The organism is Diaphorobacter caeni (assembly GCF_015354245.1).
Lineage (GTDB): Bacteria > Pseudomonadota > Gammaproteobacteria > Burkholderiales > Burkholderiaceae_C > Diaphorobacter_A > Diaphorobacter_A caeni.
This window is the reverse complement of sequence record NZ_JADKYZ010000011.1, coordinates 13,540-36,854: the sequence shown is the minus strand read 5'-3', so window position 1 is coordinate 36,854 and position 23,315 is coordinate 13,540. Positions and strand designations below refer to the sequence as shown.

The window sequence follows — 23,315 nt, the reverse complement described above, 5'->3', positions numbered from 1 at the left end:
GGCGGGTGGGCGGAGCCTTGTCCGGATTCGGGCAATACAGACAACAGGGAGAAGAAGACATGTCGTTTTGCAGAGGCTGCGGCCATCAGATTCATGAGACGGCGCAGAGCTGTCCGCAATGCGGTGCGGTGAACGCGGCGCTGGCGACGCGCAAGAGCACCACTGAAGACCAGGGAGGCTCGCTGTGGTTGCCTATCCCGTCGTTGGTGTGCGGCTTGGTGGTCGTGGTGGCGTTGTTCGATCCGGACGACTGGGACATGGACCAGGTGATCGGTGCCATCGGCTTTGCAGTCGCCGCCATCGTGCTGGGCGGCATCAGTCTGGCCAAGCAAAAGCGTGGTTCGGGCATGGCCATTGCCGGTTTGATTCTGGGAATCCTGGGTCTGCTGGGCGCGCTGGGCTCGCAACTTTGATTTTTCAAACTTTCAATCAGTCAACAACGGGGGAAACCGATATGCAAGACCAATCTACCGAGGGCCAGACCATGATGTTCTGTCATGGCTGCGCCAAGCCGCTGCATGTGTCCGCGGTCGCATGTCCGGCCTGCGGCGCGCCGCAGCGCAGGAGCGCGGCAGCGCGCGAGGACGAGTCCGAGAAAAGCAAGGTGACGGCCGGCGTGCTGGCGCTGCTGCTGGGCGGGCTCGGCATCCACAAGTTCTATACCGGCGCATGGGGATGGGGGATCGTCTACGTCGTGCTGTGCTGGACCTACATCCCGTCGATCGTGGCGCTGGTGGAGGGCATCCGGTATCTGGTGCTTTCCAAGGACGAGTTCGCCCGCAAGGCGGCCGCCATGAAGGGCCCGTTCGCATGGCTGTGGTGAATGGATCTCAACGAGAGGATGGACATGAAGCCAGAACGTTTGTTGCCCTTGCTGCTGTTGCCCGGCGCCGCCCATGCGGGCGGTGGTGGCGGGGCGATCATCGGGCTGATCATTTTTCTGCCGCTGATGATCTGGGCGTTCATCAAGATCTGGAGCTTCTGGTTCCGGCTGATCTTCGGTGGACGAGAGGAGCGCAATGCCTACCAGGCACCCCCGTCCTACCCGGGGCGCACGGTCACCCAGACTGGCATGGGGCCGGAGATGAAGATCTGCCCGTATTGCGCGGAGCCGATCCAGGCCAGGGCGATCAAGTGCAAGCACTGTGGCAGTGATCTCAAGGATCAGTGAGGAGAAACGATTTGATGAAAGCGAGAAATAACATGTGGTTGGCGAAGGCTCTGTTGCCGATTTTGGCGGCGTTCAGTTTGACGGGTTGCTGGAATCCGTTCAGCAAGGCGGAGGAACCCGCTGCCGCTGTTCAATCCCCCGTGCCGCCGCAGGCCAAGGCGGACCCGATCACTCAGTTGCAGACCAAGCTGGCGTCGAGGGAGGCGATTGGCCTCAATCTCGAGTACGTCGTGCGGGTGTCCGGGCCAGCGATGCGCATCATGGGCAACCAGCAGTTGTTTGATCTTCAGGGCTGCAAGTTCACGCTGACGACCGACGAGGCCAAGCAGTCGATTCAGGGCGTGCAGCTTGAGTTGTCGAAGGAGTGCCCGGTGGACGTGGGGCCTCTCATCAACGCCGACAAGCCGATCCTGGCGGGCGATCTGACCTTCGGTGCGGCGGACAAGTATTTCCGGCCTGGAGACTATCTGTCCGACTGCCTTTCCAGCTGCGGCAATGCCTACGACCCCAGCGTCTACTGGTCTGCAGAGGGCAGCCGTGCGGACGGTTTCGTCAAGGTGGTGCTGAGCGTGCCCATCGCCGAGGATGCCGTGGTCGAGGCCGCCGCACGCTGGCGCGACGCCATGCTGAAATCCGAGAAGGAGGACTGGGTGGTCATCGAGACCGGTTTCAACTGCGCCCCCGAAAAGTACCGCGAGGTCGCGGCGCATGAATTCTCCGGGATGCGCCCTGCGTTCCTGAGTTTTGGCCATAGCGTGGAAGCGCCGACGTGCACGGAGGCCGCCCCAGTCGCCGCCCCGGCACCCGTGAGCAACGGCATGGTGAGCATTCCCACGCCGCGTTCCGATTGCGACATGGAGTATGCCGCGCTGCTGAAATCCAAGGGCCTGATCGCCAAGGAAAAGTCGATCCACGGACCGGACGACAGCGACTTTGCAGGCTACGGGTGCCCGTACCGGATCAATCCGGCCCCGGGCACTGCGGTGAAGCCAGGAACGCAGGTGACGTTCAGAGCGGCTTGGGAATCGAGCTGAGGGCGGGGCGGGAGCGGCCCGTCAATCAACGGGCCACTGAACGGCCCATTCATTTGCTGTTAGCCTTCCATGATTGGCTGTAGCTCGGCCATGCCCCGGCCTTGTGCCCCTTTTGGAAGGAAAGTGAACCCACCATGACCAGTCCTCTGTACACCGCCTCCGTTCCCGTCCTGCAGCAGATGCTGCGTGCACTGTCCGAGGTGCTCAAGAAGGCCGAGGCGCATGCGACGCAGAAAAACATCGATCCCAATGCGCTGCTGCAGGCGCGGCTGTTCCCGGACATGTTCCCGCTGGTGCGTCAGGTCCAGATCGCCTCGGACTTTTCCAAGGGCATCGCCTCTCGTCTGGCTGGTGCGGAGGTGCCGTCGTGGCCCGATAACGAGGCGGGCTTCGCCGACCTGCAGGCATTGATCGCCAAGGCGCTGGCCCATCTCGAATCCTTCAAGCCGGAGCAGTTTGACCAAAGCGAAGGCCGCGAGATCGTGCTGCGCCCCGGCACGCCCAAGGAAAAGAAGCTGACGGCCAGCGCTTACCTGCTGCACTATGGTCTGCCGCAGTTTTTCTTCCATGTGACGACCGCTTATGACATCTTGCGCCACAACGGCGTGGAGATCGGCAAGCGCGACTATATGGGTAGCTATTGACGCGAGCGCGGCCGCTGATGCGCCGTTCTGCCCGGTTGCGGGCCGTGTCGGCGCTTTCCGGTCACTTGGCGTCAGCGAGCGGTTCCATTCAACAGGCGCTCGTACAGACGCAGGTCTTCGGCTGAAAAACAGCAGAAGAGGATTTCCTGGATGGACGAGTCCGTCCGCAGGCTGTCCCGTACCGACCGAATGGCGATCTGCGCGGCGGATTCGATGGGGTATCCATAGACGCCCGTGCTGATGCTCGGGAAGGCGATCGAAGCGGCGGATCTTTCCTCTGCCAGCGCGATGGATTTGCGATAGCAGCTGGCGAGCAGTTCGGGTTCGCCTTTGTCGCCGCCGTTCCATACGGGGCCTACCGTGTGGATGATGAATTGGGCAGGCAGCCGATATGCCTTCGTCACTTTGGCCTCGCCCGTCTTGCAGCCGCCCAGCAGCCGGCATTCATGCACGAGATCCGGGCCGGCCGCGCGATGGATGGCGCCGTCGACTCCGCCGCCACCGAGCAGTGACGAATTGGCCGCGTTGACGATGGCGTCCACGGGGAGCTTGGTGATGTCCGATTGAATGGCGCGCAGCAGTGTTGGCATGGGGCGTGGATTGACTGGTCGTTGAATGCCGGCACACGGGCCCGCAGGTCGTCAGGGAAGGTTCAAGTCCATCCCGAGATGCTTGGCCAGGCCGAAGGTGAAGAGCAGCACGATCACGAGCGCGACCAGGAAGGCTGCCGCCACCTTGCCTACCGTGCGCAGCAGCGCGCGCGTGTCCTTGCCTTTCTTGCCTTGATCGTAATGCCATTTGATGGCGAAGAACATGCAAGCGCCGAAGATGAGCGCCTTGAACGCAACGAAGACTACGGGGACCCAATCGATCATTTTGAGAATTTCCAACCTATGACTTGGTGATGCCTCCTCGTGCGGAACACAGGCTCCTGAACGAGAACATCGCAAACGTCAGCCACTGCCATGCCGGGAAAGGATGGTGTCGCAGCACGTTCAGGGACATACTACTGAAAAACAATATCCATACATCGAGACAAAAAGTCGCAGCCAAAATCCATGCAAGATGACAATTCTCCAATCTGGTTGCCGCGATTGATTGCTCAGGGCGGGCCCCGATTCCTGCAGATCGCGGACGCGTTGCAGGCGGCGGTGGCCGACGGTTCCTTGAGCCCCGGTGACCGTTTGCCTCCGCAGCGCCGGTTGGCTGCGCAACTGGACGTCGATCTGACGACGATCACGCGCGCCTACGACGAAGCCAGACGCCGCCACTTGCTGGAAGGGCGCGGTGCTCGGGGCACCTATGTCGCGGCGCCGAAAGTCGAGTGGACCTCGGTCCTTGATCTGAGCATGAATACGCCCCCGCCGCCGGACGGCGTGGACTTCGATGACCTGCTGCAACAAGGGCTGTCGCAAGTGTTGATGCGGACCGACAGCGCATTGCTGATGACCTACCACCTGGGCGGTGGCAGCGACTCCGACCGCAAGGCAGGCGCGAAATGGCTCGCGCCGATGTTTGGATCGCTGGATTCAGGCCAGGTGGTCGTCTGTCCCGGTGCGCAGGCGGCGATCGCCGCGTTGATTCTTGCGCTGACGGAACCCGGCGACGTAATTTTGGCCGAGCCGACCAGTTATCCCGGCCTGCGGGTCGCGGCGGCCCAGTTCGGGCGGCGTATCATCGCGGTGGAGACCGACGGCCAGGGGATGGTGCCGGAAATGCTCGAGCGCGCGTGCCGCGAGCACAGGCCCGGGCTGGTCTATCTCAATCCGACATTGCAGAATCCGACCGCCGTCACCATCGCCGAACGCCGGCGCAAGGACATTGCCGACATCGCCAGGCGCTGCAACGTCCGCATTGTCGAGGACGATCCCTACTGGCTGCTCGCCGATGCCCCGCCGCCGCCCATCGCCGCGCTGGCGCCGGAGCGGGTGTACTACATCTCCACTCTGTCGAAATGCCTGACGCCCGGCCTGCGCGTTGCTTTCGTGCTCATCCGCGATCCGCATGAACGCGAGCGCTTTCTGGTCGCGCTCAGGTCATTTGCACTGATGGTCGCGCCCTTGACGGCCGCCCTCGCCACGCAGTGGATCCTCGACGGGTCGGCTGGCGAGTTGATGAAGGGCGTCCGCAAGGAGGCGCGGCTGCGCCACCGCATGGCCATGGATGTGCTGGCCGGGCGCTACGTCGGCACGGGAGACGGCCTGCATGCATGGCTTGAGCTGCCCGGGTACTGGAGTTCCTCGCAGCTCGCGCGTGCGGCGGACAGCGAGGGCATCGCAGTCACCCCGGCGGAAGCATTCGCGATGGACGCAGCGAACAGTGCATCCGTGAATGCCATTCGCATCTCCTTGGGCAGCATCAAGGACCGCGGCCGCCTCCAGGCGGGACTGCAACGGCTGTCGCAATTGCTGGCGCGTCGGCCTGAGGCGTTTGGCGCGGCGGTGGTTTAGCGGTGCTATGAGCGTGCTTACGATCTCCACACTGTCTTGCAGGCGCGGCCTCGGGCGCTCTGCCGCGTTGCAAATCCTCGCAATTGCCCGAGCTATTGCTGCGGTTTGCGGTTTGCGCCTTGCAGCCCATCCGGATCCGCATCCTGCAAGCCTCGCGATGAGATCGTAAACACGCTCTAAGTTCGGCTGATGTGACCTCGAACCACCGCTGGTTTGGCGTTGCCATTCGCGCCTTCATGGCCCGTCGTCGCGTTGGCATAGAGCGGTGGCAGAAGCGTCAGCCGTTGATCCCAGACTTCAGTCCTTCAACCCAAGGAGGCCCACGCACGCAAAAGCTGATTGTGCGTAGCCAGTCCACTCCAGTTGTCGGCGCAGGCCAACAGTATGCATATTCCAAACCGGCTATATGAACTGCTATATATTCGTTTGAGTCACACACCACCCCAAGAGGCATGCATGTCGATCCAATCCATCCTGAAATCCACCGTGGTGGCACTGTCGGTCCTGAGTGGGGGATCGGTTTTCGCGCAACAGGGCACGCCCATCAATGCGGCGGAGTTTGACGCGCTGGTCGCCAAGGGGCCGGTCGCCGATGCGGCGACCATTGCGTCGAGCACCTGGGCCAGCAAGATCAAGCAGGCGGGCACGCTGCGCATGGGCAGCACGCAAACGTCGAATCTGTTCTCGCTGCTCAACGAAAAGGACGGCAAGATCCGCGGCTTCGATGCGGGTCTGGCGCAACTGCTCACTCGCTACATTCTGGGCGATGCAACCAAGTACAAGTTCACGCAGGTGAACTCGTCCACGCGTGAGCAGGTGCTGATCAACGATCAGGTGGACATGGTGATCGCCACTTATTCCATCACTCCCGCGCGGCAAGAGAAGATCTCCTTCGCGGGCCCTTACTACACCTCTCAGGCGGGGGTGCTGGTCAAGTCGAACAACAACGCGATCCAGTCATACAACGATCTGGCAGGCAAGCGGACTGCGACGCAGGCGGGCTCCACAGGGCCGGCGATTCTTGCGGAATTCGCACCCAAGGCGACCGTGCAGGAGTTCCAGACCCATCAGGAAGCCATGGACGCACTGCGCCAAGGCCGCGTGAACGCCTATGTGACCGACTACACGCTGCTGCTCAACGCACTGAGCCTCGGCACTGGTGACGCGAAGCTGGCGGGTGCGCCCTTTGGTGCGCAGGATCCCTACGGCATCGGCCTGCCCAAGGGCTCGGATGGCGTGGCCTTCATCAACGCGTTTTTGAAGAAGATTCAAGCCGATGGCACCTGGACCAAACTCTGGACCACGTCCATCGGACAGCGTACCGGCAGCACCGCCGCCCCGACGCCGCCCGCTCTGCCGTAACGCCACTCATTTATGGGCAGTGTCGCTCGACTCCTGGCCGACTACGGGCCTGCTTTCTGGCAGGCCCTTTTGTTGACGTGGAAGCTCACGGCCGTGTCGTTCGTGGCCGGTTTCGCGCTGGGCACGGTGGTGACGGTGCTCCGGCTGCTTCCGGTGCGGCCGTTGCGCTGGGCCCTGACGGTCTACGTCGAGATCTTCCGGAACATTCCCAGCGTGGCGCTGCTGATCTTCATCGTGTTTGCGCTGCCCGATCTCAATGTGCTGATCGACTATGAACCCAGCGTGATCCTGACGTTGACCTTGGTGTGCTCCGCGTTCACTGCGGACTACCTGCGCACGGGCATCAACACGGTCTCCGGCGGTCAGGCGGAGGCGGCGCTCAGTCTGGGCATGAGCCCGATGCGCGTCATCACGGCCGTGGTTCTGCCGCAGGCGCTTCGCGCGGTGGTGCAGCCGATGACCTCGCTGCTCATTGCGCTGATGCTGTCGACCTCATTGGCGTCTCAGGTTCCGATGCCGGGCAGGGAACTCACCGCACTCGTCTCCAAGATCGCCAACGATTCCGCTGCGGGCATGGCCGCATTTGCGGTGGCCGCCGCGATGTATGTGGCGACGGGCTTGCTCATCGCCTGGGCGGGTTCCATGCTGGAAAAGAAGGTGCGGATACTGCGATGAGCCGTCCCTTGGAAGACATTCTGTTCGGCGCTCCGAGCCCTCGCGTGCAGACCGTGACGCGGGCGGTGAGCGTGCTCGCGGCGGCGGCGTTGGTCCTGCTGGCAGCGGGCATCGTTTATCAGTTTCACTCGGCGGGGCAGCTTGAGCTCCGGCTCTGGGAGTTCTTCGTCTGGCCGACGACTTGGGCGTTTCTCGGCAAAGGGCTGCTTGGCACGATGGCATCGGCGGCGATGGCTGCAGTGATTGCGCTGACTCTCGGGCTGGTCCTGATGACGGGGCGTCTGGCGCGGTCGCGCTTCGTGCGCTGGCCGAGCGTCGCGGTCATCGAGTTCCTGCGCGGCACGCCGACGCTGCTGCTGATCTATTTGTGTTTTCTGGTGCTTCCGTCGCTTGGCATCAAGCTGAGCACCTACTGGATGCTGACCCTGCCCATCGGCCTCAGCACCGCCGCCGTGGTGGCGGAGGTTTACCGGGCGGGCGTGCTCGCCGTCCCGCGCGGTCAGACCGATGCCGCGCGAAGCCTGGGCATGACCGAAGCCCAGGTGTTTTTCAGCATCGTCTCTCCTCAGGCGCTGCGCTACATCGTCCCGGCGCTGGTCGCGCAACTGGTCATCGTGGTCAAGGACACCACGTTCGGCTACGTCGTCACCTACGGCGAACTCATGCAGAACGCCAAGGTGCTCATCGCCAACTACAGCTCGCTGGTGCCGGTGTACCTCGTCGTGGCAGCGCTTTATTGCCTCGTGAATTACGCGATTTCCAGAGCGAGCCAACGGCTCGGGCGGCCGATGCATTGAACGTTGGCTCAATGGCTTGTTCACTCGAGGCGCAGGGATGAACAAGCCATGGCGGGCCGCTTGACTTTATCGCGTCGTTCCTCCTTGGCGGGAATCCCTGCGTAAGATGCCGGCATGACTCTTTCTCCGGCTTCCCCTCTTTCCTTCGACCAGCTTGCGCTTTCGCCTGCGGCGCTCACCAATCTTCAGCGGCTCGGCTATCTTGAAATGACGGCCATTCAGGCCGCCAGCCTGCCCCCTGCGCTGCAGGGCAGGGACGTGATCGCGCAGGCGAAGACGGGCAGTGGCAAGACCGCCGCCTTTGCGCTGGCGCTGCTGGCCAAGCTCGACGTGCGTGTGTTCTCGGTCCAGGGGCTGGTGCTGTGCCCCACCCGCGAGCTGGCCGATCAGGTGACGACCGAGATTCGTCGTCTGGCGCGCGCGGAAGACAACGTCAAGGTGGTGACCCTGTCGGGTGGCGTTCCGCTGCGCGGGCAAACCGCCAGTCTGGAGAATGGGGCGCACGTGGTCGTCGGCACGCCCGGCCGCGTCATCGACCATCTGGAGCGGGGCAACATGCGCCTCGATGCGCTGTCCACGCTGGTGCTGGACGAGGCGGACCGCATGCTCGACATGGGTTTCGTCGATGACATCGCCAAAGTCGCCAAGCAGTGTCCCGCCCAGCGGCAGACCCTGCTGTTCTCGGCAACCTATCCGGAAGGCATCGCCAATCTGGCGGCGCGGTTCATGCGCGATCCGGTGACCGTCAAAGTGGCCGCGCAGCACAGCGGCGAGCAGATCGAGCAGCGTTGGTACGAGGTGGAAGCGGACCAGCGGCTGCCCTCGGTGGCGCGTCTGCTGGAGCATTTTCGGCCGGAGAGCACGCTGGCCTTCTGCAATACCAAGGCGCGCTGCCGGGCGCTTGCGGAGCTGCTGCAGGCGCAGGGCTACAGCGCGCTGGAGCTGCACGGCGATCTGGAGCAGCGCGATCGCGATCAGGTGCTGGTGCGCTTCGTGAACGGCAGCTGCTCCGTGCTGGTCGCCACCGACGTGGCGGCCCGCGGGCTGGATGTCACCAATCTGGCCGCCGTCATCAACGTGGACGTGACGCCCGACCCCGAAGTGCATGTGCACCGCATCGGCCGCACGGGCCGCGCCGGGCAGAAGGGGCTGGCGCTCAACCTGTCGACGCTCGACGAAATGGGGTCGGTCGGTCGCATCGAGCAGCTGCAGGGCAGCGCCTCGGTCTGGTACCCGCTCGATGAGTTGACACCGGCGTCAGGCGGGCGCCTTCTGCCGTCGAAGGCGACCATCCACATCAACGCCAGCCGCAAGGACAAGATCCGCCCGGGCGACGTGCTCGGCGCGCTCACCGCAGACCTCGGCTACACCCGCGAGCAGGTGGGCAAGATCGACATCAATGAGTTCGCCACCTACGTGGCGGTGGACCGCAAGATCGCGCACGACGTGGTCGCCGGACTCAACAGCGGGCGGATCAAGGGCCGCACAGTGAAGGCGCGGCTGCTCAAGGACTGAGCCCAGGGCAAGTGCCATTCCACCGTTCTCACATTGGTTGGCGGGCACTTCGAGAATGCAATAAATTCGGATTACATATCTTGAGCTGACCTTGCAATTTAGAAGGGCACAAGGACTTCAGCAAAGCAACTCCGGTGAGGATTGGCGTGGGCGTTTGGTGGGCCCGGATGCACCGCAACTGCGTCCGCATGACCGACAATAGCCATCCCCTTCGTCATACATCCGCGCTGTTTCAACGTTCGTGCTGCCCTCCAACCGCCAAGGCTTTCTCCTGACCCGCCATTGGCGTGACACGCCAGCGGGCGCCGAAATCGAATACTGGCTGGCGACGGAGACCGGCCCCGTGAAGGTGCTGCTGACGGCCCAGACATCGGTCGCCTTCGTCGAGGCCCGCCACGAAGCGGCGGTGCGGGCGCAGCTGGGCGGCGTGCCTGACGTGGAGTTGCGGGAGCTGGAGCTCAAGACCTTTCAGCAGGCGCCGGTTCTGGGCGTCTATTCCAGGCGTTTCCGCCAGCTCGGGCGGCTTGCGCGCGCGCTGCAGCCGCTGGGCATATCGCTGCTCGAATCCGACGTCCGTCCGCATGAGCGCCATCTGATGGAGCGTTTCATCACGGCGGGCGTGCGCTGGGAGGGCGGGCGGGTCGACAACGCCACGCTGGTGGATTGCCGGCTGCTGCCAGCGCCCGATTTCCGCCCCCAGCTCAAAGTTGTGTCGCTGGACATCGAGACCAGCCAGCATCAGGACCTGTATTCCATCGCGCTGGATGGCCTGCCCGAGCGGGTGGTGTTCATGCTCGGCGAGCCTTCTGCGGAATCGACGCAGCCGGCCGGATTCTCGTTGGTCTACTGCCCAACCCGCAAGGACCTGATCGACAGCCTCAACGACTGGTTTGCCCGCAATGATCCCGACGTCATCATCGGATGGAACGTCATTCAGTTCGATCTGCGCGTGCTGCAGAAAGCGGCCGACGAATGCGCGACGCCGCTGCTCCTTGGCCGCGAGCGTCGGCCCATCGCCTGGCGCACGCATCCGGGCAAGCAAGGCTATCTTTTCGCGCCCATGCCGGGCAGGGCGGTCATCGACGGCATCGAGGCCCTGAGAGCGGCGGTCTGGAGTTTCCCTTCGTTCAGCCTCGAGAACGTGGCACAGGAGCTGCTGGGCGAAGGCAAGGCCATCGGTGACGAATACGACAAGATGGCGGAGATCGAGCGCCGCTTCCAGGAGGACAAACCGGCGCTCGCCGTCTACAACATCCGCGACTGCGAGCTCGTGCTGCGCATCTTCGAGAAGGCGAAGCTCCTGCAGTTCGCGATGGAGCGCGCCCATGCCACGGGTCTGCAGATCGACCACTTCGGCGGCTCCATCGCCGCGTTCAGCCACCACTATCTGCCGCGCATGCATCGGCTCGGCTACGTGGCCCCGAGCGTGGGCGACGTGCAGGGCAAGTCCTCGCCCGGTGGCTATGTGATGGACTCCAGGCCCGGCTTCTACGACTCCGTGGTGGTGCTCGACTACAAGAGTCTGTATCCCTCGATCATCCGCACTTTCCTCGTGGACCCGGTCGGTCTGGCCGAGGGGCAGCATGTGGACCAGATGGAGAGCCTCATCAAGGGCCCAAGGGACACGCTGTTCTCGCGCGAGAAGCATTGTCTGCCGGAAATCGTGACCACGCTGTGGCGCGCGCGGGACGAGGCCAAACGCGTGAAGAACGAACCGCTGTCGCAGGCCCTCAAGCTCGTGATGAATTCGTTCGCCGGGGTTCTGGGCGCGTCGGAGTGCCGTTTCTTCAACCCCGATCTGATCTCGGCGATCACCCTGCGTGGCCACGAGATGGTGAAGGTCACCCGGGATCTGGTCGAAAAGCGCGGCTACGAGGTCATCTACGGCGACACGGATTCCATCTTCATCTGGCTCAAGCGCACCCACACCAACGAAGCGGCCCACGCGGTGGCCGCCGAGCTGGCCACGGACATCAACGCCTGGTGGACGCGCACGCTGCAGGAAGAGCAGGACCTGACGAGCTTTCTCGAAATCGAGTTCGATACGCACTACAGGAAATTCTTCATGCCCACGATTCGGGGATCGGACGTGGGCAGCAAAAAGCGTTACGCGGGCCTGAGCGTCGACGCCGTCGGCAACGAGGCCATGGTCTACCGCGGACTGGAGATGGCGCGCAGCGACTGGACGCCGCTCGCGCGCCAGTTCCAGGAGGGCCTGCTCTCGCGCGTCTTTCAGGGCGCACCCTATCGGGAGTTCGTGATCGAGTACGCGCGCGCCACGCTCGCGGGGCACATGGACGATCTGCTCATCTACCGCAAGCGCCTGCGTCACCGCCTCGATGCCTATGTAGCGAACGTCCCGCCGCAGGTCCGCGCCGCCCGCATCGCCGACGAATACAACGCACGCCTTCAGCGGCCCGCCCAATACCAGAATGGCGGCTGGATCCAGTACGTCATGACCCGCAATGGTCCGGAGCCCCTGGAAGTGCGCCGCGCACGCATCGACTACGAACACTATCTGAGCAAGCAGATCCAGCCGATCGCGGACTCGATCCTCGTGCCGCTGGGCGAGGATTTCGTCAGCCTGACTTCCGCTCAAGGGGAGCTGTTTTGACGGATGTTCGCCCAGTGTCGGGTAATTAAACATAACAAAAAGCGATATAAAAACAGAAATTAAATTCGCTTTTTTTCTCCATTCCCCTTTCCTACACTTTTGTTGCCGACCTGCACAGTGGATCTCCGCTCCAAGGTCGGCATGACTTCTCGCCCCCATTTCGCACGGGCGTCAGAACCGAAACGAAAGTCAATGGAAATGAACGGATTTCAAATTTGCACACTCACCCGCCGGGTGGACCCACAGATCGTCGAAGCGTTTCGCGTGTTGCCGGTGGCGAATGTGAGCGACTGCATGTCGCGGATGACCGCGGGAGGGGCCAGCCTGCGGCCGTATCACTCCAAGGGCGTGCTGGCGGGACCGGCGTTCACCGTGAAGGCCCGGCCCGGCGACAACCTCATGATCCACAAGGCGCTGCACATGGCGAAGCCGGGCGATGTGATCGTGGTGGATGCGGGCGGCGACGTGACCAACGCGCTGATCGGCGAACTGATGGTGGCCACCGCCATCAAGAACGGGATCGCGGGCTTCGTGATGAATGGCGCGATCCGTGACGTGGACGCGATCGGCGCGGGCACGTTCCCGGTCTATGCGGCTGGGGTGACGCACCGCGGTCCGTACAAGGACGGACCGGGCTCCATCAACGTGCCGATCGCGCTGAACGGCATGGTCATCAACCCCGGCGATCTGATTCTGGGCGATGCCGACGGCCTGCTGTGCGTGCCCATCGACGAGGCCGAGGCGCTGCTGGCGGCCACGCGCGGCAAGCAGGAGGCGGAGCAGGTGACGATTCGCGAGATCGAGGCGGGCACTCTGGACACCCAGTGGATCGACGCCGCGCTCAAGCGACTGGGCGTCGAGGTTCCGGCATGAAGATCCGCTTTCTCGACCGCGCCACGCTGTGCCCGCAGACGGTGCTGCGCGAGCCGGCGTTCGCGCACGAGCTGGCCGTGTACGACCGCACCGGCCCCGCCGAGGTCGCCGCGCGGATGGCGGATGCGGACATCGTCATCGTGAACAAGGTGCGCATGGACCGTGCGGCCATCGAAGCCGCGCCGAACCTGAAGATGGTGGCCGTGGCCGCCACCGGCACGGACAACGTGGACATAGCCGCCTGCCGTGAGCGCGGGATCGTGGTGAGCAATATCCGCAACTATGCGGTGAACACCGTTCCGGAACACACATTCGCGCTGATCTTCGCCCTGCGCCGCAGCATCTGCGCGTATCGCGACGCGGTCAAGGCAGGGCGTTGGATCGAGGCCGATCAGTTCTGCTTTTTCGACCATCCCATCCGCGATCTCGCGGGCTCCACGCTGGGGGTGATCGGCGATGGCGTGCTCGGACAGGCCACGGCGGCGATGGGTCGGGCACTCGGCATGCGCGTGCTGTTCGCGGGCTTCAAGGGCGTGACCGGGCAGGGCTCGCTCTACACGCCGTTCGAGCAGACGCTGGCCGAATCCGACGTGCTCACGCTGCACTGCCCGCTCATGCCCGCGACGCGCAACATGATCGGCGCTCCGGAATTCGCGCTGATGAAGAAAAAGCCGCTGCTGATCAACACCGCGCGCGGTGGTCTGGTGGACGAGTCGGCCATCGGCGCGGCGCTCGATGCCGGACAGATCAGCGGCGCTGCGTTCGACGTGGTGTCGGTGGAGCCACCACCCATGGACCATCCCCTCATGCTGCTCGCGTCACGTCCCAACTTCATTCTCACGCCGCATGTGGCCTGGGCGAGCGAAGAGGCGATACAGACGCTGGCCGATCAGCTGGTCGACAACATCGAAGCCTTCGTGCGCGGCGAACCGCGCAACGTCATGGGCGCCTGACGCCTGCGCCCGATGGACATGCCGCTGACTACAACGGACCCGCGTGCCTTTCTGGCACACCTTTATCAAGCGGCCGTGCTGCGCGCGCTGCCGCTCGCGAATCTGGCGGGCTCCCTGCCTTCGCCGCCCAAGGGCCGCACGGTGGTGGTGGGCGCGGGCAAGGCCGGTGCGTCGATGGTGCATGCACTCGAGGCCCTGTGGCCGGAGGACGCGCCGCTCTCGGGGCTGGTGGTCACGCGCTACGGCCATGTGCCGCCGCGTCCCGAAGGGCTGCGTGCGCGCGTGGAGATCGTGGAAGCCGCGCACCCGGTGCCGGATGCCGCAGGTCACGCGGCGGCCGGGCGCATGCTGCAAACGCTGCGGGGCCTCTGCGCGGACGATCTGGTCATCTGCCTGATCTCCGGCGGTGGCTCGTCGCTCCTGACCCTGCCCGCCGAGGGACTGACGCTGGCGGACAAGCAGCGCATCAATCGGCAATTGCTGGCCTCGGGTGCGGACATCTCGGAGATGAACTGCGTGCGCAAGCATCTCTCGCGCATCAAGGGCGGCCGTCTTGCGGCGGCTTGCGGAGCGGCGAAGCTGCTGACGCTGGCGATCAGCGATGTGCCTGGCGACGACCTGTCCGTGATCGCCAGTGGCCCGACGGTGGCGGATGCCAGCACCTGCGCGCAGGCTCTGGCGGTTCTCGACCGCTACCGCATCGAGGTGCCGCTGGCCGTGCGCGCAAGTCTGGAGCGCGGGGATCTCGAGACGCCCAAGCCCGGCGACTCGGTGTTCGCTGCTCACGTCCATCACCTGATCGCGACGCCCCGGCAATCACTGGAAGCGGCCGCACAGGTGGCGCGGGAGGCGGGCGTCAGCGTGCACATTCTCAGCGACGAGATGGAGGGTGAATCGCGCGAAGTCGGCAAGGTGCATGCGGCGCTCGCGCGCTCGATCGCTCTGCGGGGAGAGCCCTTCGCAAGACCCTGCGTGGTGCTCTCGGGGGGCGAAACCACGGTCACCGTGCGTGAGCGAGCCCCTGGCTCGCCCGGCGGGCGGGGAGGGCGGGCTGGCGAGTTCTGCATGGGACTTGGCCTCGCGCTCAAGGGGCAGGCCGGCGTATGGGCGCTCGCCGCAGATACGGATGGCATCGACGGTGTGGAGGACAACGCCGGTGCATTCGTCACGCCCGACACCCTGCAGCGCGCCGCGGCGCAAGGCATGCGCATCGCGGACTGCATGGATCGCAACGACTCCTACGGCTTCTTCGATGCCATCGGCGACCTGTTCATCACCGGGCCGACGAACACCAACGTCAACGACTTCCGCGCAATCCTGATTCTTTGAGGGGAGCTGGGATTTCTCTGAGCGTGTTGACGATCTCAGGTCGTCTGAAGCGCGCGCGAGAAGTCGCAGCTTTCCTGCGCGAGCAGCACGATGGAGGAGATCAGCGTGCTGCGCTGATCGCTCTTGTAGGCGGCGACATAGTTGGTCTTGGGCAGAGCGGGGCTGATCTTGAGGACCTCGAGAAACTTCGATTGCACCAGCGGCTCCACGCATTGCCGCGGCAGATAGCTGAAGCCCAGGCCCGAGACCGTCATGCCGATGATGGCCAGCAGGCTGTTGCAGACGATGGTGCTGGTCGGGTGCATGTTGACCGACCCCAGCCACTGGTTGTAGAGCACGCCCGTGCCCGACTTGTCGCCCTGCGTGAGAAAGGTGTGTGACGACAGGTCGTGCAGGCGCTTGATCTTCATGCCGTCGAAGGTGCCCGGCTTGCACATCCACGCGTTCTCGACCACGCCCAGGCGCCGCGTGGTGAAGCGCTCGTCCTTGCACGAGTCCGGCACGAAGATCACATCCACCTCGTTGGCGAGCAGCTTGTCGCGCAGCATCATGCTCATGTCCACATCGGGCTCGAGCACCACGCGCGGATGGTGCATCTGCACCAGATTGACGAGGCGCGGCAGCCAGGTCATCGCTGTGAGCTCGGTCACGCCGATGCGCAGACGGCGCACCACTTCCTGCGACGAGGTGAACTGGTTCACGGCCGCGTCGCGCTGCTCCAGCAGCTTCTTGGCCACCATGTACATCTCCTCTCCTTTTTCGGTGAGGCGCGAGGTGCGCTGCGTGCGGTCGAAGAGGGGCAGATTGAACAGCGTCTCCAGCTCCTGCACCCGCTTGGATATGGCGGACTGCGTGGTGTGCAGCTTGTCCGCCGCCTGCGAGAAGCCACCGAGCTGCGTGACCCAGTAGATCGCTTCGAGTTGCTTGAAAGTCATCATGGCGCGGCCTTCGGGAAATCTCTTATGTGATCGAAAAATGTGATGCAATTTTATTCTTAAATATCGCTTTTTTTTATTGCTTCGTGCATCAAGAATTCCACCAAGCGCTTATCCCCTGGTCACATTCTTCATGTAAAGGACAGCATCTTGTTTTCTGAACGTCTTGCCTCCGTCAAACCTTCGCCCAGCATGGCAGCCAAGGCCAAGGTGGACGCCCTGCGCGCCCAGGGCCGCAAGGTGATCGACTTCACGATCGGAGAGCCCGATTTCGACACGGCTCCGCACATCATCGAAGGCGGCATCGACGCGCTCAAGAGCGGACAGACGCGCTACACCGCGTCGGCCGGAACGCCCGCGCTGCGCGCAGCGATCGCCCGCAAGCTCGAGCGCGAGAACCAACTGGGCTTTCGCACCGACGAGATCGTCGTGGGCTGCGGCGCCAAGCACATCATCTACAACGCATTCGCCGCGTCGCTCAACGAAGGGGACGAGGTCATCGTGCCCGCACCGTTCTGGGTGTCCTATCCCGACATGGTCGCGCTGCAGGCGGCCAAGCCCGTGATCGTGGCCTGCAGCGAGGAAAGCGGCTTCAAGCTCGCGCCCGATGCACTCGCCGCCGCCATCACGCCGCGCACCCGCTGGCTGATTCTGAACACGCCGAACAACCCGTCCGGGGCGGTCTACACGCGCGACGAGCTCGAGGCCATCTGCAATGTGCTGCGCGCCCATCCGCAGGTCTGGCTGATGACCGACGAGATCTACGAGCACTTCGTCTACAACGGCGTCAAGCACGTGTCGCCGCTGCAGATCGCGCCGGATCTGCGCGAGCGCACGCTGCTGGTCAATGGGCTCTCCAAGGCCTATGCCTTCACCGGCTGGCGCATCGGCTACGGCGCGGGTCCCGTGGAACTGGTCAAGCGCATCAATCTTCTGCTCACCCAAAGCACCACCTGTGCGAGCGCGATGAGCCAGGCCGCCGCGGTGGTGGCGCTCGACGGACCGCAGCAGTGCGTGAGCGAAGCGGCCCGCCTGTTTGAATCGCGCCGTGATCGCGTGATGGAACTGATCGCGCGGATTCCCGGTCTGAGCTGCGTGCGGCCCGACGGTGCGTTCTACGTCTTCGTGAACGTGCAGCAGCTGCTGGGCCTGCAGACCGCCATGGGCAAGTCGCTGCAGAGCGATGTGGACGTGATGAACTTTTTCATCGAAGAGGCGGGTGTCGCCGTGATCGATGGAACGTCTTACGGATGCCCCGGATTTCTGCGCATGTCGTTCGCCACGTCGATGGAGGAAATCGAGGCTGGATTCGCGGCCATCGCCAGCGCCGTTGCGGGTTGTACTGCAGTCTCTGGCATGAAAAGTGCATGAAAATAGGCATGTCGCGACGCAAGCCACACACTGCTTCACATCGGTGCGGCGGCGGCGAAATTCGCGGCATATCCCCCGAGCGGATGGCCCGCGTCTGCGCCGGCCATCCGCAGGTCACGGCGAGACGGATGCGTGGACATCGTTCGGCATCCAGCGCAGCGCGTGCGGTTGCGCACATCAAGGCATGAGATGACATTCAAAGCATGAGAGAAGATCCCATCACTATTCGTTCGCCGGCGGCGGTCAGGACACCGCTCAGTGAAGCTCCCGCGCGCGCCGCAAGCCACGCACGCGAGAGGGCCGTGGCATGAGCATTCAACTGGATTTTTCGCTCTTCGCCAAGCCCGAGTTTCTGGCGCAGGTGGGGAAGGGCTTGATCAACACGCTGGAGCTCGCGGCCATCGCCTTCGCGCTCGCCATGACGATGGCCATCATCATCGCGGTGATGCGCATGAGCACCAACAAGCTCAGCGTGTGGGTGGCTACGGCCTATGTGGAATATCACCAGAACGTTCCGCTTCTGGTGCACATCTTTCTCTGGTACTTCGGCGTGGCCGCGCTGCTGCCCGAGGGCGCACAGCAATGGATCAACGCGCACAACAGCGAGTTCATCTTCGCGTTCATCGGCATCGGCCTGTGCCTGGGCGCCTACATGTCGGAGGACCTGCGCGGCGGCATCCGCTCGATTCCCGCCTCGCAGCTCGAGGCCTCGCGCGCGCTCGGACTGTCGTATCTGCAGGCGAGCCGACTCGTGATCATGCCGCAGGCGATGCGCATCGCGCTGCCGCCGCTGATCAACCACACCGTGCTGCTGTTCAAGAACACCAGCCTTGCCATGACCGTGGGCGTGGCCGAGCTGACCTACGTGACCAAAGAAGTGGAAAGCCAGACCTTCAAGACCTTCGAGGTGTATCTCGCGTCGACCGTCATCTATCTGGCGCTGTCGCTGCTGCTCATGTGGGCTGGCGCGCTGATTGAACACCGTACCAAGATCAAGACCCGCTGACCATGACCGACATCCTCCACATCATTCGCGACAACTGGATGCTGCTGCTGGTCGGCCAGTATCCGAACGGTCCGCTCGGCGGGCTGGCGGTGACGCTGCTGCTGTCGATCTTCGGCATCGTGCTGGCTTTCCCGCTGGGCGTGCTGCTGGCGCTGTGCCGCCTGAGTCCCTTGCGATTCCTGAGCTGGCCCGCGACCGCCATCGTCTACGTGGTGCGCGGCGTGCCGCTCATCATGTTCATCTTCTGGACCTACTTCATCGTGCCGCAGATACTGGGTCGTCCCGTCGCGGGCTTCACGACGATGCTGGTGACGCTGGTGGTCTACCAGTCGGCCTACCTCGCGGAAATCGTGCGCGCCGGAATGACGGGCCTGCCCACCGGCCAGACCGAGGCCGCGCGCGCCATCGGCCTGAGCTACATGCAGACCACCTTCAAGGTGCTGCTGCCGCAGGCCATCTACAACATGGTGCCGGCGATCATTTCGCAGTTCGTCTCCAGCATCAAGGACACGGCGCTCGGCTATGTGATCAGCGTGAACGAGCTGACCTTCGCCGGCAGCCAGATCAACGCGACGCTGCTGACCATGCCTTTCCAGGTCTACATCCTGCTCGCGGCGATCTACTTCGTGGTGTGCGCGCTGCTCACGCAACTGGCGCGCTGGCTCGAACAGCGCATCGCGCTGCGCCGCGCGGGAAAGCTCGGTCAGGGCGCGTCCCAGGCTTCCGTGGCTGCAGTGCGGCCCGTCAATGTTCAATGAATCCCGAAAAGAGCATCCCCATGATCAAGGCAGTAGAGGGTGGAAAGCCCATGATCTCCTTCAAAGGCGTCAACAAGTGGTATGGCGAATACCATGCGCTCAACGACATCAACGCGACCGTCAACAAGGGCGAGGTGATCGTCGTCTGCGGTCCGTCGGGATCGGGCAAGTCCACGCTGATCCGCACCGTCAACCGGCTCGAGCCCATCCAGAAGGGCAGCATCGAGTTCGACGGCCAGGACGTCTATTCGCCCAAGCTGGACATCAACAAGTTCCGCGCCCACGTGGGCTTCGTGTTCCAGAGCTTCAACCTGTTCCCGCACCTGTCGGTCACGGAAAACATCGAGCTCGCCCCCGTCACCGCGCTGGGCGAGAAGCGTGCGAACGCCCGTGCGCGCGCCCTTCAGCTGCTTGAGCGCGTGGGCCTGGCCAACAAGGCGTCGGCCTATCCGGGTCAGCTCTCGGGCGGACAGCAGCAGCGCGTGGCGATCGCCCGCGCTCTTGCGATGAACCCGCCGGCGATTCTGTTCGATGAGCCCACCAGCGCGCTCGACCCCGAGATGGTGGGCGAGGTGCTGCAGGTGATGAAGCAGCTCGCGCGCGATGGCATGACCATGATGTGCGTGACGCACGAGATGAACTTTGCGCGCGAAGTGGCCGACCGCGTCTGGTTCATGGACCACGGAACGCTCATCGAATCCGATACGCCGGAGGCCTTCTTCAGCAACCCCAAGTCCGAGCGGGCACAGCGTTTCCTCAACGATCTGCGCTCGCACTGATCCCGTTTTCGTCCATTCCCCCCACCCAACACAAGGAACCTCCATCATGCAAACCAAGTCCCGTATGGCTTCTGCGCTGGTGACCGCTTTCGGCGTTGCCATCACTGCATTCTCGGCAACCGCCAGTGCCGATCAGCTGGACAACATCAAGGCCAAGAAGACGCTGGTGTGCGGCACGTTCGCGGCCATCGCCCCGTTCGGCTATCCGGACCCCAAGACACGCGAGACCATCGGCTCCGACGTGGAGCTGTGCCACGCCGTCGCCAAGGAAATGGGTCTGAAGGCCGAGGTGCGCGGCTTCCCGGTGGGCGTGCACATTCCCGAGCTCAAGCTCGGTCACATCGACATCATCATCGCCAACATGGGCTACACCAAGACCCGGGCGGAGCAGGTCGAGTTCAGCAATGCCTACAACGTCGGCAAGGAAGTGGCGGTGGTCGGCAAGACCTCGGGTCTGACGAATCTCGCGAGCCTGGACGGCAAGAAGATCAGCTCTACCAAGGGCTCGACCTCCGAGACCGCGATCAAGCTGCGCCTGAAGGGCGCGACGCCGCTGACCTATCAGGACGCATCCTCCGCGTTCCTCGCGCTGCAGCAGGGCAAGGTCGACGCGTTCGTGATCAACAACGTGTCCGCCACGGCCTTCGCGATCCAGTCGCAGAAGGGCCCCAAGCCCGCCGTGGTGATGGACGAGGAGCTCTACATCCAGCCCGTCGCCATCGGCATGACCAAGGGCGAGACCGCGCTGCACAACGAAATCAACGCGGTGTTGGGCAAGCTCGAGGCCAGCGGCTACATGGACCAGCACTGGAAGAAGTGGTTCGGCGACGATTCGGAGTACAAGCTCAAGCGTCCCTACAAGGTCACCGCGATCAAGGACCTGAAGTTCGAAGCGCTGCCCTGATTGCAGCGAAGCCAGCGTAGACCATTCTTTCCAGATCACATGAATCCAGCGGACATTCTTCAGATCGCGCAGCAGTTGCGCCAAAGCGGCATGCAGGCCATCGAGATACGCGACGCCGCGACGCGGCTGCGCATCGTCACGCGCGCTGCGGGAGGTGGGCAATTCGCGGCCTGTGACCCGACGGCGTCGATCACCTCGGCCAACGAGACACCGGACGGCGATGTCGTGGTGCGCTCCGGTGCGCTCGGCGTCGTGCGCCTGCGCCATCCCGCGCAGGCGGGTGCAGCGGCGCTGGAGGCCGGCGCGCAGGTGCAGGAGGGCGCAGCGGCGCTCTACCTCGAGTCGCGCGGGCTTCTCAAGTCGATCGACAGCCCCGTCTCGGGCGTGGTGGGCGATCTGCTGGTGGCCGAGGGCGACAAGGTGGATTTCGGCAAGCCGGTGTTCACCGTCAGGGCGCGGGCATGAGCGCACGCGAGACGCATCAGGGCACGCCGCCAGCGCTGACGGTGAGCGCGCTGGGCACCGGCGCGCTGCTGTTCGACTGCGCGCCGCCGCTCAGCCTGGCCTTGCAGGAGCGGATTCTGATGGTTGCGCACGAAGTGTCCGATCTGCCCGGCGTGGAAGAGGCCGTTCCGGGAATGAACAACCTCATGCTGGTCTTTGATGCGGCGCGGATCGACGCGACCCAGGTACAGGCGAATGTGCTGCAGGCTTGGATGCATCCCAAAGAGTCCCGCCGTGCCGCGCGCGAGTTCGAACTGCCGGTGGTCTATGGCGGAGAGCGCGGTCTGGACATCGAGCATGTCGCCGCGCACAACGGCATCGACGTGCAGGATGTGATCGAGCTGCACAGCAACGCGACCTACACGGTGTTCTTTCTCGGCGCGCACCCCGGCTTCGCGTATCTGGGCGGTCTGCATGAGCGGCTGCACACGCCGCGCCGCGCCGAGCCGCGCCTCAAGGTGCAGGCCGGCTGCGTGTCCATCGGCGGCGCGCAGACGGGCGTGCAGGCGCAGACGCTGCCCAGCGGCTGGAACGTGATCGGGTTCACTGATCGGCAGTTCTTCAATCCGGCGGCGCCATCGCCCGCGCTGCTGTCGCCGGGGGATGTGGTGCGCTTTCGCGCGGTGGAGGCCCTGTCGTGATCGAGATACTGGCAACTGGCGGCCTCACGACCGTGCAGGACGCGGGGCGGCGCGGCTACCGGCGCTATGGCGTGGGTGTGGGCGGGCCGCTCGATGCGCTGGCCGCGCAGGTCGGCAATCTGATGGTGGGCAACGCGGTGGATGCGGCGTTTCTCGAGGTGGTGATCTTTCCGCTGCGTTTGCGGTTTCAACAGGCGACCCGCATCGCCGTCACCGGATCGGACGCGCAGATGGAGGTGGATGGCCAACGGTGCCCGCCCTGGTGGAGCGTCGTGGTGCAGCCGGGGCAGAGCGTCACGCTGCGTGCGCCCGAGCGTGGCGGGGTGGCCTATGTGTGCGTGGCCGGAGGCATTGACGTGCCGCTGGTGCTGGGCTCGCGCAGCACCGATCTGAAGGCCGGCTTCGGCGGGCTCGACGGACGTACTCTGCGCAAGGGCGATGTGTTGCAAGTCGCGACGGGACGCCCGTCCGGCTCCAAGCGCCGGTATGGCGTGCTGCCCCCGTGCGCGGGCATTCCCGCGCCGCAGGCTGCGGACGCACAAACGGACGCACAAACGGGCGCAGCGACGGTGGTGCGTGTGCTGCCCGCCGCGCAATGGGAGAACTTCGGCGAGGCGATCCGCACGCGCTTTCTGTCGCAGGTCTGGCAGATCACGCCGGAGAGCAATCGCATCGGCATGCGCCTGAACGGAGATGAAGGCCTGCAGCCCGAGCGGCGCGTCGAGCTGCTGTCGCACGGCATCGTTCCGGGCGTGGTGCAGATTCCCCCGCATGGTCAGCCCATCGTCATGCAGTGCGACGCGCAGACGGCCGGCGGCTATCCCAAGATCGCCACGGTGATCGAGGCGGACATGTGGCGGCTCGCGCAGACACCGATCGGCGGGCACCTGCGCTTCCAGAGCGTGAGCCTGTCCGAGGCGCTGTCGGCGCAGCAGGACGTGCAAAACTATCTCGCGGGTGTGCGGCGCGCGGTGGAGCTTCTTTTTCAGGATATGTGAAC

At 64.1% G+C, this 23,315-nt stretch carries 25 protein-coding genes; 22 read left to right on the top strand and 3 right to left on the bottom strand.

All coding sequences use genetic code 11. The annotated features are described in order from the left end of the window. Positions 1 to 59: 59 nt before the first annotated feature. From ISG32_RS23590 to ISG32_RS23570, 5 genes are all read left to right on the top strand, one after another. Entirely contained in the window at positions 60 to 413 is a 354-nt protein-coding gene (locus ISG32_RS23590; protein ID WP_194773468.1) for a DUF4190 domain-containing protein, read from the top strand. Between the two features lie 41 nt (positions 414 to 454). After that, positions 455 to 823 carry a TM2 domain-containing protein gene (locus ISG32_RS23585; RefSeq protein ID WP_194773467.1) on the top strand — a complete coding sequence of 123 codons (369 nt, stop codon included), beginning with the start codon at positions 455 to 457 and terminating at the stop codon, positions 821 to 823. A gap of 24 nt (positions 824 to 847) precedes the next feature. Next, positions 848 to 1,171 carry a zinc ribbon domain-containing protein gene (locus tag ISG32_RS27670; RefSeq protein WP_228530060.1) on the top strand — a complete coding sequence of 108 codons (324 nt, stop codon included), beginning with the start codon at positions 848 to 850 and terminating at the stop codon, positions 1,169 to 1,171. A gap of 14 nt (positions 1,172 to 1,185) precedes the next feature. Then, entirely contained in the window at positions 1,186 to 2,205 is a 1,020-nt protein-coding gene (locus ISG32_RS23575) for a hypothetical protein (RefSeq protein ID WP_194773466.1), read from the top strand. 134 nt (positions 2,206 to 2,339) lie between these two features. Further along, on the top strand, positions 2,340 to 2,849 hold the full coding sequence (locus ISG32_RS23570; RefSeq protein ID WP_194773465.1) for a DUF1993 domain-containing protein: 510 nt from the start codon (positions 2,340 to 2,342) through the stop codon (positions 2,847 to 2,849). Between the two features lie 71 nt (positions 2,850 to 2,920). Here the strand turns inward: ISG32_RS23570 and ISG32_RS23565 are convergent, their stop codons facing one another. Then, on the bottom strand, positions 2,921 to 3,439 hold the full coding sequence (locus ISG32_RS23565; RefSeq protein ID WP_194773464.1) for an O-acetyl-ADP-ribose deacetylase: 519 nt from the start codon (positions 3,437 to 3,439) through the stop codon (positions 2,921 to 2,923). A 51-nt stretch (positions 3,440 to 3,490) separates the two neighbouring features. Next, complete coding sequence (locus ISG32_RS23560; protein ID WP_194773463.1) at positions 3,491 to 3,724, bottom strand: hypothetical protein; 234 nt, start codon at positions 3,722 to 3,724, stop codon at positions 3,491 to 3,493. 183 nt (positions 3,725 to 3,907) lie between these two features. Between ISG32_RS23560 and ISG32_RS23555 the strand changes: the two genes are divergently transcribed. The 9 genes from ISG32_RS23555 (at position 3,908) to ISG32_RS23515 (ending at position 15,417) form a co-directional block, all read left to right on the top strand. Continuing rightward, on the top strand, positions 3,908 to 5,299 hold the full coding sequence (locus ISG32_RS23555) for an aminotransferase-like domain-containing protein (protein ID WP_194773462.1): 1,392 nt from the start codon (positions 3,908 to 3,910) through the stop codon (positions 5,297 to 5,299). Positions 5,300 to 5,755: 456 nt separating this feature from the next. Beyond that, positions 5,756 to 6,661, top strand: a complete 906-nt coding sequence (locus tag ISG32_RS23550) for a glutamate ABC transporter substrate-binding protein (protein ID WP_194773461.1) — start codon at positions 5,756 to 5,758, stop codon at positions 6,659 to 6,661. Between the two features lie 12 nt (positions 6,662 to 6,673). After that, positions 6,674 to 7,336, top strand: a complete 663-nt coding sequence (locus tag ISG32_RS23545; RefSeq protein ID WP_194773460.1) for an amino acid ABC transporter permease — start codon at positions 6,674 to 6,676, stop codon at positions 7,334 to 7,336. Further along, positions 7,333 to 8,133, top strand: coding sequence for an amino acid ABC transporter permease (locus ISG32_RS23540; RefSeq protein WP_194773459.1), 801 nt, complete (start codon positions 7,333 to 7,335; stop codon positions 8,131 to 8,133). Before ISG32_RS23545 ends, ISG32_RS23540 begins: the two co-directional genes overlap by 4 nt. Positions 8,134 to 8,247: 114 nt before the next feature. Then, positions 8,248 to 9,648, top strand: a complete 1,401-nt coding sequence (gene dbpA / locus ISG32_RS23535) for an ATP-dependent RNA helicase DbpA (RefSeq protein WP_194773458.1) — start codon at positions 8,248 to 8,250, stop codon at positions 9,646 to 9,648. 241 nt (positions 9,649 to 9,889) lie between these two features. Further along, on the top strand, positions 9,890 to 12,262 hold the full coding sequence (locus ISG32_RS23530; protein WP_194773457.1) for a DNA polymerase II: 2,373 nt from the start codon (positions 9,890 to 9,892) through the stop codon (positions 12,260 to 12,262). 198 nt (positions 12,263 to 12,460) lie between these two features. Next, positions 12,461 to 13,135 (top strand): RraA family protein, encoded by a 675-nt coding sequence (locus tag ISG32_RS23525; RefSeq protein ID WP_194773456.1) that lies wholly within the window; start codon positions 12,461 to 12,463, stop codon positions 13,133 to 13,135. Further along, on the top strand, positions 13,132 to 14,088 hold the full coding sequence (locus ISG32_RS23520; RefSeq protein ID WP_194773455.1) for a D-2-hydroxyacid dehydrogenase: 957 nt from the start codon (positions 13,132 to 13,134) through the stop codon (positions 14,086 to 14,088). The genes ISG32_RS23525 and ISG32_RS23520 overlap by 4 nt, the downstream gene beginning before the upstream one ends. An 18-nt stretch (positions 14,089 to 14,106) precedes the next feature. Next, positions 14,107 to 15,417, top strand: a complete 1,311-nt coding sequence (locus tag ISG32_RS23515) for a glycerate kinase type-2 family protein (protein WP_228530059.1) — start codon at positions 14,107 to 14,109, stop codon at positions 15,415 to 15,417. Between the two features lie 35 nt (positions 15,418 to 15,452). Here the strand turns inward: ISG32_RS23515 and ISG32_RS23510 are convergent, their stop codons facing one another. Then, positions 15,453 to 16,355 (bottom strand): LysR family transcriptional regulator, encoded by a 903-nt coding sequence (locus ISG32_RS23510; protein WP_194773453.1) that lies wholly within the window; start codon positions 16,353 to 16,355, stop codon positions 15,453 to 15,455. 147 nt (positions 16,356 to 16,502) lie between these two features. Here ISG32_RS23510 and ISG32_RS23505 point away from each other — a divergent pair, with 147 nt between their 5' ends. From ISG32_RS23505 to ISG32_RS23470, 8 genes are all read left to right on the top strand, one after another. Further along, positions 16,503 to 17,723 carry a pyridoxal phosphate-dependent aminotransferase gene (locus ISG32_RS23505; RefSeq protein ID WP_194773452.1) on the top strand — a complete coding sequence of 407 codons (1,221 nt, stop codon included), beginning with the start codon at positions 16,503 to 16,505 and terminating at the stop codon, positions 17,721 to 17,723. A gap of 307 nt (positions 17,724 to 18,030) precedes the next feature. Then, positions 18,031 to 18,729: an amino acid ABC transporter permease gene (locus tag ISG32_RS23500; protein ID WP_194773451.1), complete on the top strand. Its 699-nt coding sequence runs from the start codon at positions 18,031 to 18,033 to the stop codon at positions 18,727 to 18,729. A gap of 2 nt (positions 18,730 to 18,731) precedes the next feature. Further along, entirely contained in the window at positions 18,732 to 19,487 is a 756-nt protein-coding gene (locus ISG32_RS23495) for an amino acid ABC transporter permease (protein WP_194773450.1), read from the top strand. Positions 19,488 to 19,537: 50 nt separating this feature from the next. Next, complete coding sequence (locus ISG32_RS23490) at positions 19,538 to 20,266, top strand: amino acid ABC transporter ATP-binding protein (RefSeq protein ID WP_194773449.1); 729 nt, start codon at positions 19,538 to 19,540, stop codon at positions 20,264 to 20,266. 46 nt (positions 20,267 to 20,312) lie between these two features. Continuing rightward, a complete protein-coding gene (locus ISG32_RS23485) occupies positions 20,313 to 21,170 on the top strand; it encodes a transporter substrate-binding domain-containing protein (protein ID WP_194773448.1) in 858 nt (285 codons plus the stop codon). A gap of 39 nt (positions 21,171 to 21,209) precedes the next feature. Continuing rightward, positions 21,210 to 21,635: a biotin/lipoyl-containing protein gene (locus ISG32_RS23480; protein WP_194773447.1), complete on the top strand. Its 426-nt coding sequence runs from the start codon at positions 21,210 to 21,212 to the stop codon at positions 21,633 to 21,635. Next, positions 21,632 to 22,315 (top strand): 5-oxoprolinase subunit PxpB, encoded by a 684-nt coding sequence (gene pxpB / locus ISG32_RS23475; RefSeq protein WP_194773446.1) that lies wholly within the window; start codon positions 21,632 to 21,634, stop codon positions 22,313 to 22,315. Before ISG32_RS23480 ends, pxpB begins: the two co-directional genes overlap by 4 nt. Beyond that, on the top strand, positions 22,312 to 23,313 hold the full coding sequence (locus ISG32_RS23470; protein WP_194773445.1) for a 5-oxoprolinase subunit C family protein: 1,002 nt from the start codon (positions 22,312 to 22,314) through the stop codon (positions 23,311 to 23,313). The genes pxpB and ISG32_RS23470 overlap by 4 nt, the downstream gene beginning before the upstream one ends. Positions 23,314 to 23,315 lie beyond the last annotated feature (2 nt).

Excerpts from the sequence above, each read along its gene's own strand:
- ISG32_RS23510 (WP_194773453.1), bottom strand. The coding sequence starts at position 16,355 with ATGATGACTTTCAAGCAACTCGAAGCGATCTACTGGGTCACGCAGCTC.
- ISG32_RS23565 (WP_194773464.1), bottom strand. The coding sequence starts at position 3,439 with ATGCCAACACTGCTGCGCGCCATTCAATCGGACATCACCAAGCTCCCC.
- ISG32_RS23515 (WP_228530059.1), top strand. The coding sequence starts at position 14,107 with ATGCCGCTGACTACAACGGACCCGCGTGCCTTTCTGGCACACCTTTAT.
- ISG32_RS23545 (WP_194773460.1), top strand. The coding sequence starts at position 6,674 with ATGGGCAGTGTCGCTCGACTCCTGGCCGACTACGGGCCTGCTTTCTGG.
- ISG32_RS23590 (WP_194773468.1), top strand. The coding sequence starts at position 60 with ATGTCGTTTTGCAGAGGCTGCGGCCATCAGATTCATGAGACGGCGCAG.
- ISG32_RS23560 (WP_194773463.1), bottom strand. The coding sequence starts at position 3,724 with ATGATCGATTGGGTCCCCGTAGTCTTCGTTGCGTTCAAGGCGCTCATC.
- ISG32_RS23555 (WP_194773462.1), top strand. The coding sequence starts at position 3,908 with ATGCAAGATGACAATTCTCCAATCTGGTTGCCGCGATTGATTGCTCAG.
- ISG32_RS23500 (WP_194773451.1), top strand. The coding sequence starts at position 18,031 with ATGAGCATTCAACTGGATTTTTCGCTCTTCGCCAAGCCCGAGTTTCTG.
- ISG32_RS23550 (WP_194773461.1), top strand. The coding sequence starts at position 5,756 with ATGTCGATCCAATCCATCCTGAAATCCACCGTGGTGGCACTGTCGGTC.
- ISG32_RS23485 (WP_194773448.1), top strand. The coding sequence starts at position 20,313 with ATGCAAACCAAGTCCCGTATGGCTTCTGCGCTGGTGACCGCTTTCGGC.
- ISG32_RS27670 (WP_228530060.1), top strand. The coding sequence starts at position 848 with ATGAAGCCAGAACGTTTGTTGCCCTTGCTGCTGTTGCCCGGCGCCGCC.
- ISG32_RS23525 (WP_194773456.1), top strand. The coding sequence starts at position 12,461 with ATGAACGGATTTCAAATTTGCACACTCACCCGCCGGGTGGACCCACAG.
- ISG32_RS23575 (WP_194773466.1), top strand. The coding sequence starts at position 1,186 with ATGAAAGCGAGAAATAACATGTGGTTGGCGAAGGCTCTGTTGCCGATT.
- ISG32_RS23570 (WP_194773465.1), top strand. The coding sequence starts at position 2,340 with ATGACCAGTCCTCTGTACACCGCCTCCGTTCCCGTCCTGCAGCAGATG.
- pxpB (WP_194773446.1), top strand. The coding sequence starts at position 21,632 with ATGAGCGCACGCGAGACGCATCAGGGCACGCCGCCAGCGCTGACGGTG.
- ISG32_RS23540 (WP_194773459.1), top strand. The coding sequence starts at position 7,333 with ATGAGCCGTCCCTTGGAAGACATTCTGTTCGGCGCTCCGAGCCCTCGC.
- ISG32_RS23480 (WP_194773447.1), top strand. The coding sequence starts at position 21,210 with ATGAATCCAGCGGACATTCTTCAGATCGCGCAGCAGTTGCGCCAAAGC.
- dbpA (WP_194773458.1), top strand. The coding sequence starts at position 8,248 with ATGACTCTTTCTCCGGCTTCCCCTCTTTCCTTCGACCAGCTTGCGCTT.
- ISG32_RS23520 (WP_194773455.1), top strand. The coding sequence starts at position 13,132 with ATGAAGATCCGCTTTCTCGACCGCGCCACGCTGTGCCCGCAGACGGTG.
- ISG32_RS23585 (WP_194773467.1), top strand. The coding sequence starts at position 455 with ATGCAAGACCAATCTACCGAGGGCCAGACCATGATGTTCTGTCATGGC.
- ISG32_RS23495 (WP_194773450.1), top strand. The coding sequence starts at position 18,732 with ATGACCGACATCCTCCACATCATTCGCGACAACTGGATGCTGCTGCTG.
- ISG32_RS23490 (WP_194773449.1), top strand. The coding sequence starts at position 19,538 with ATGATCTCCTTCAAAGGCGTCAACAAGTGGTATGGCGAATACCATGCG.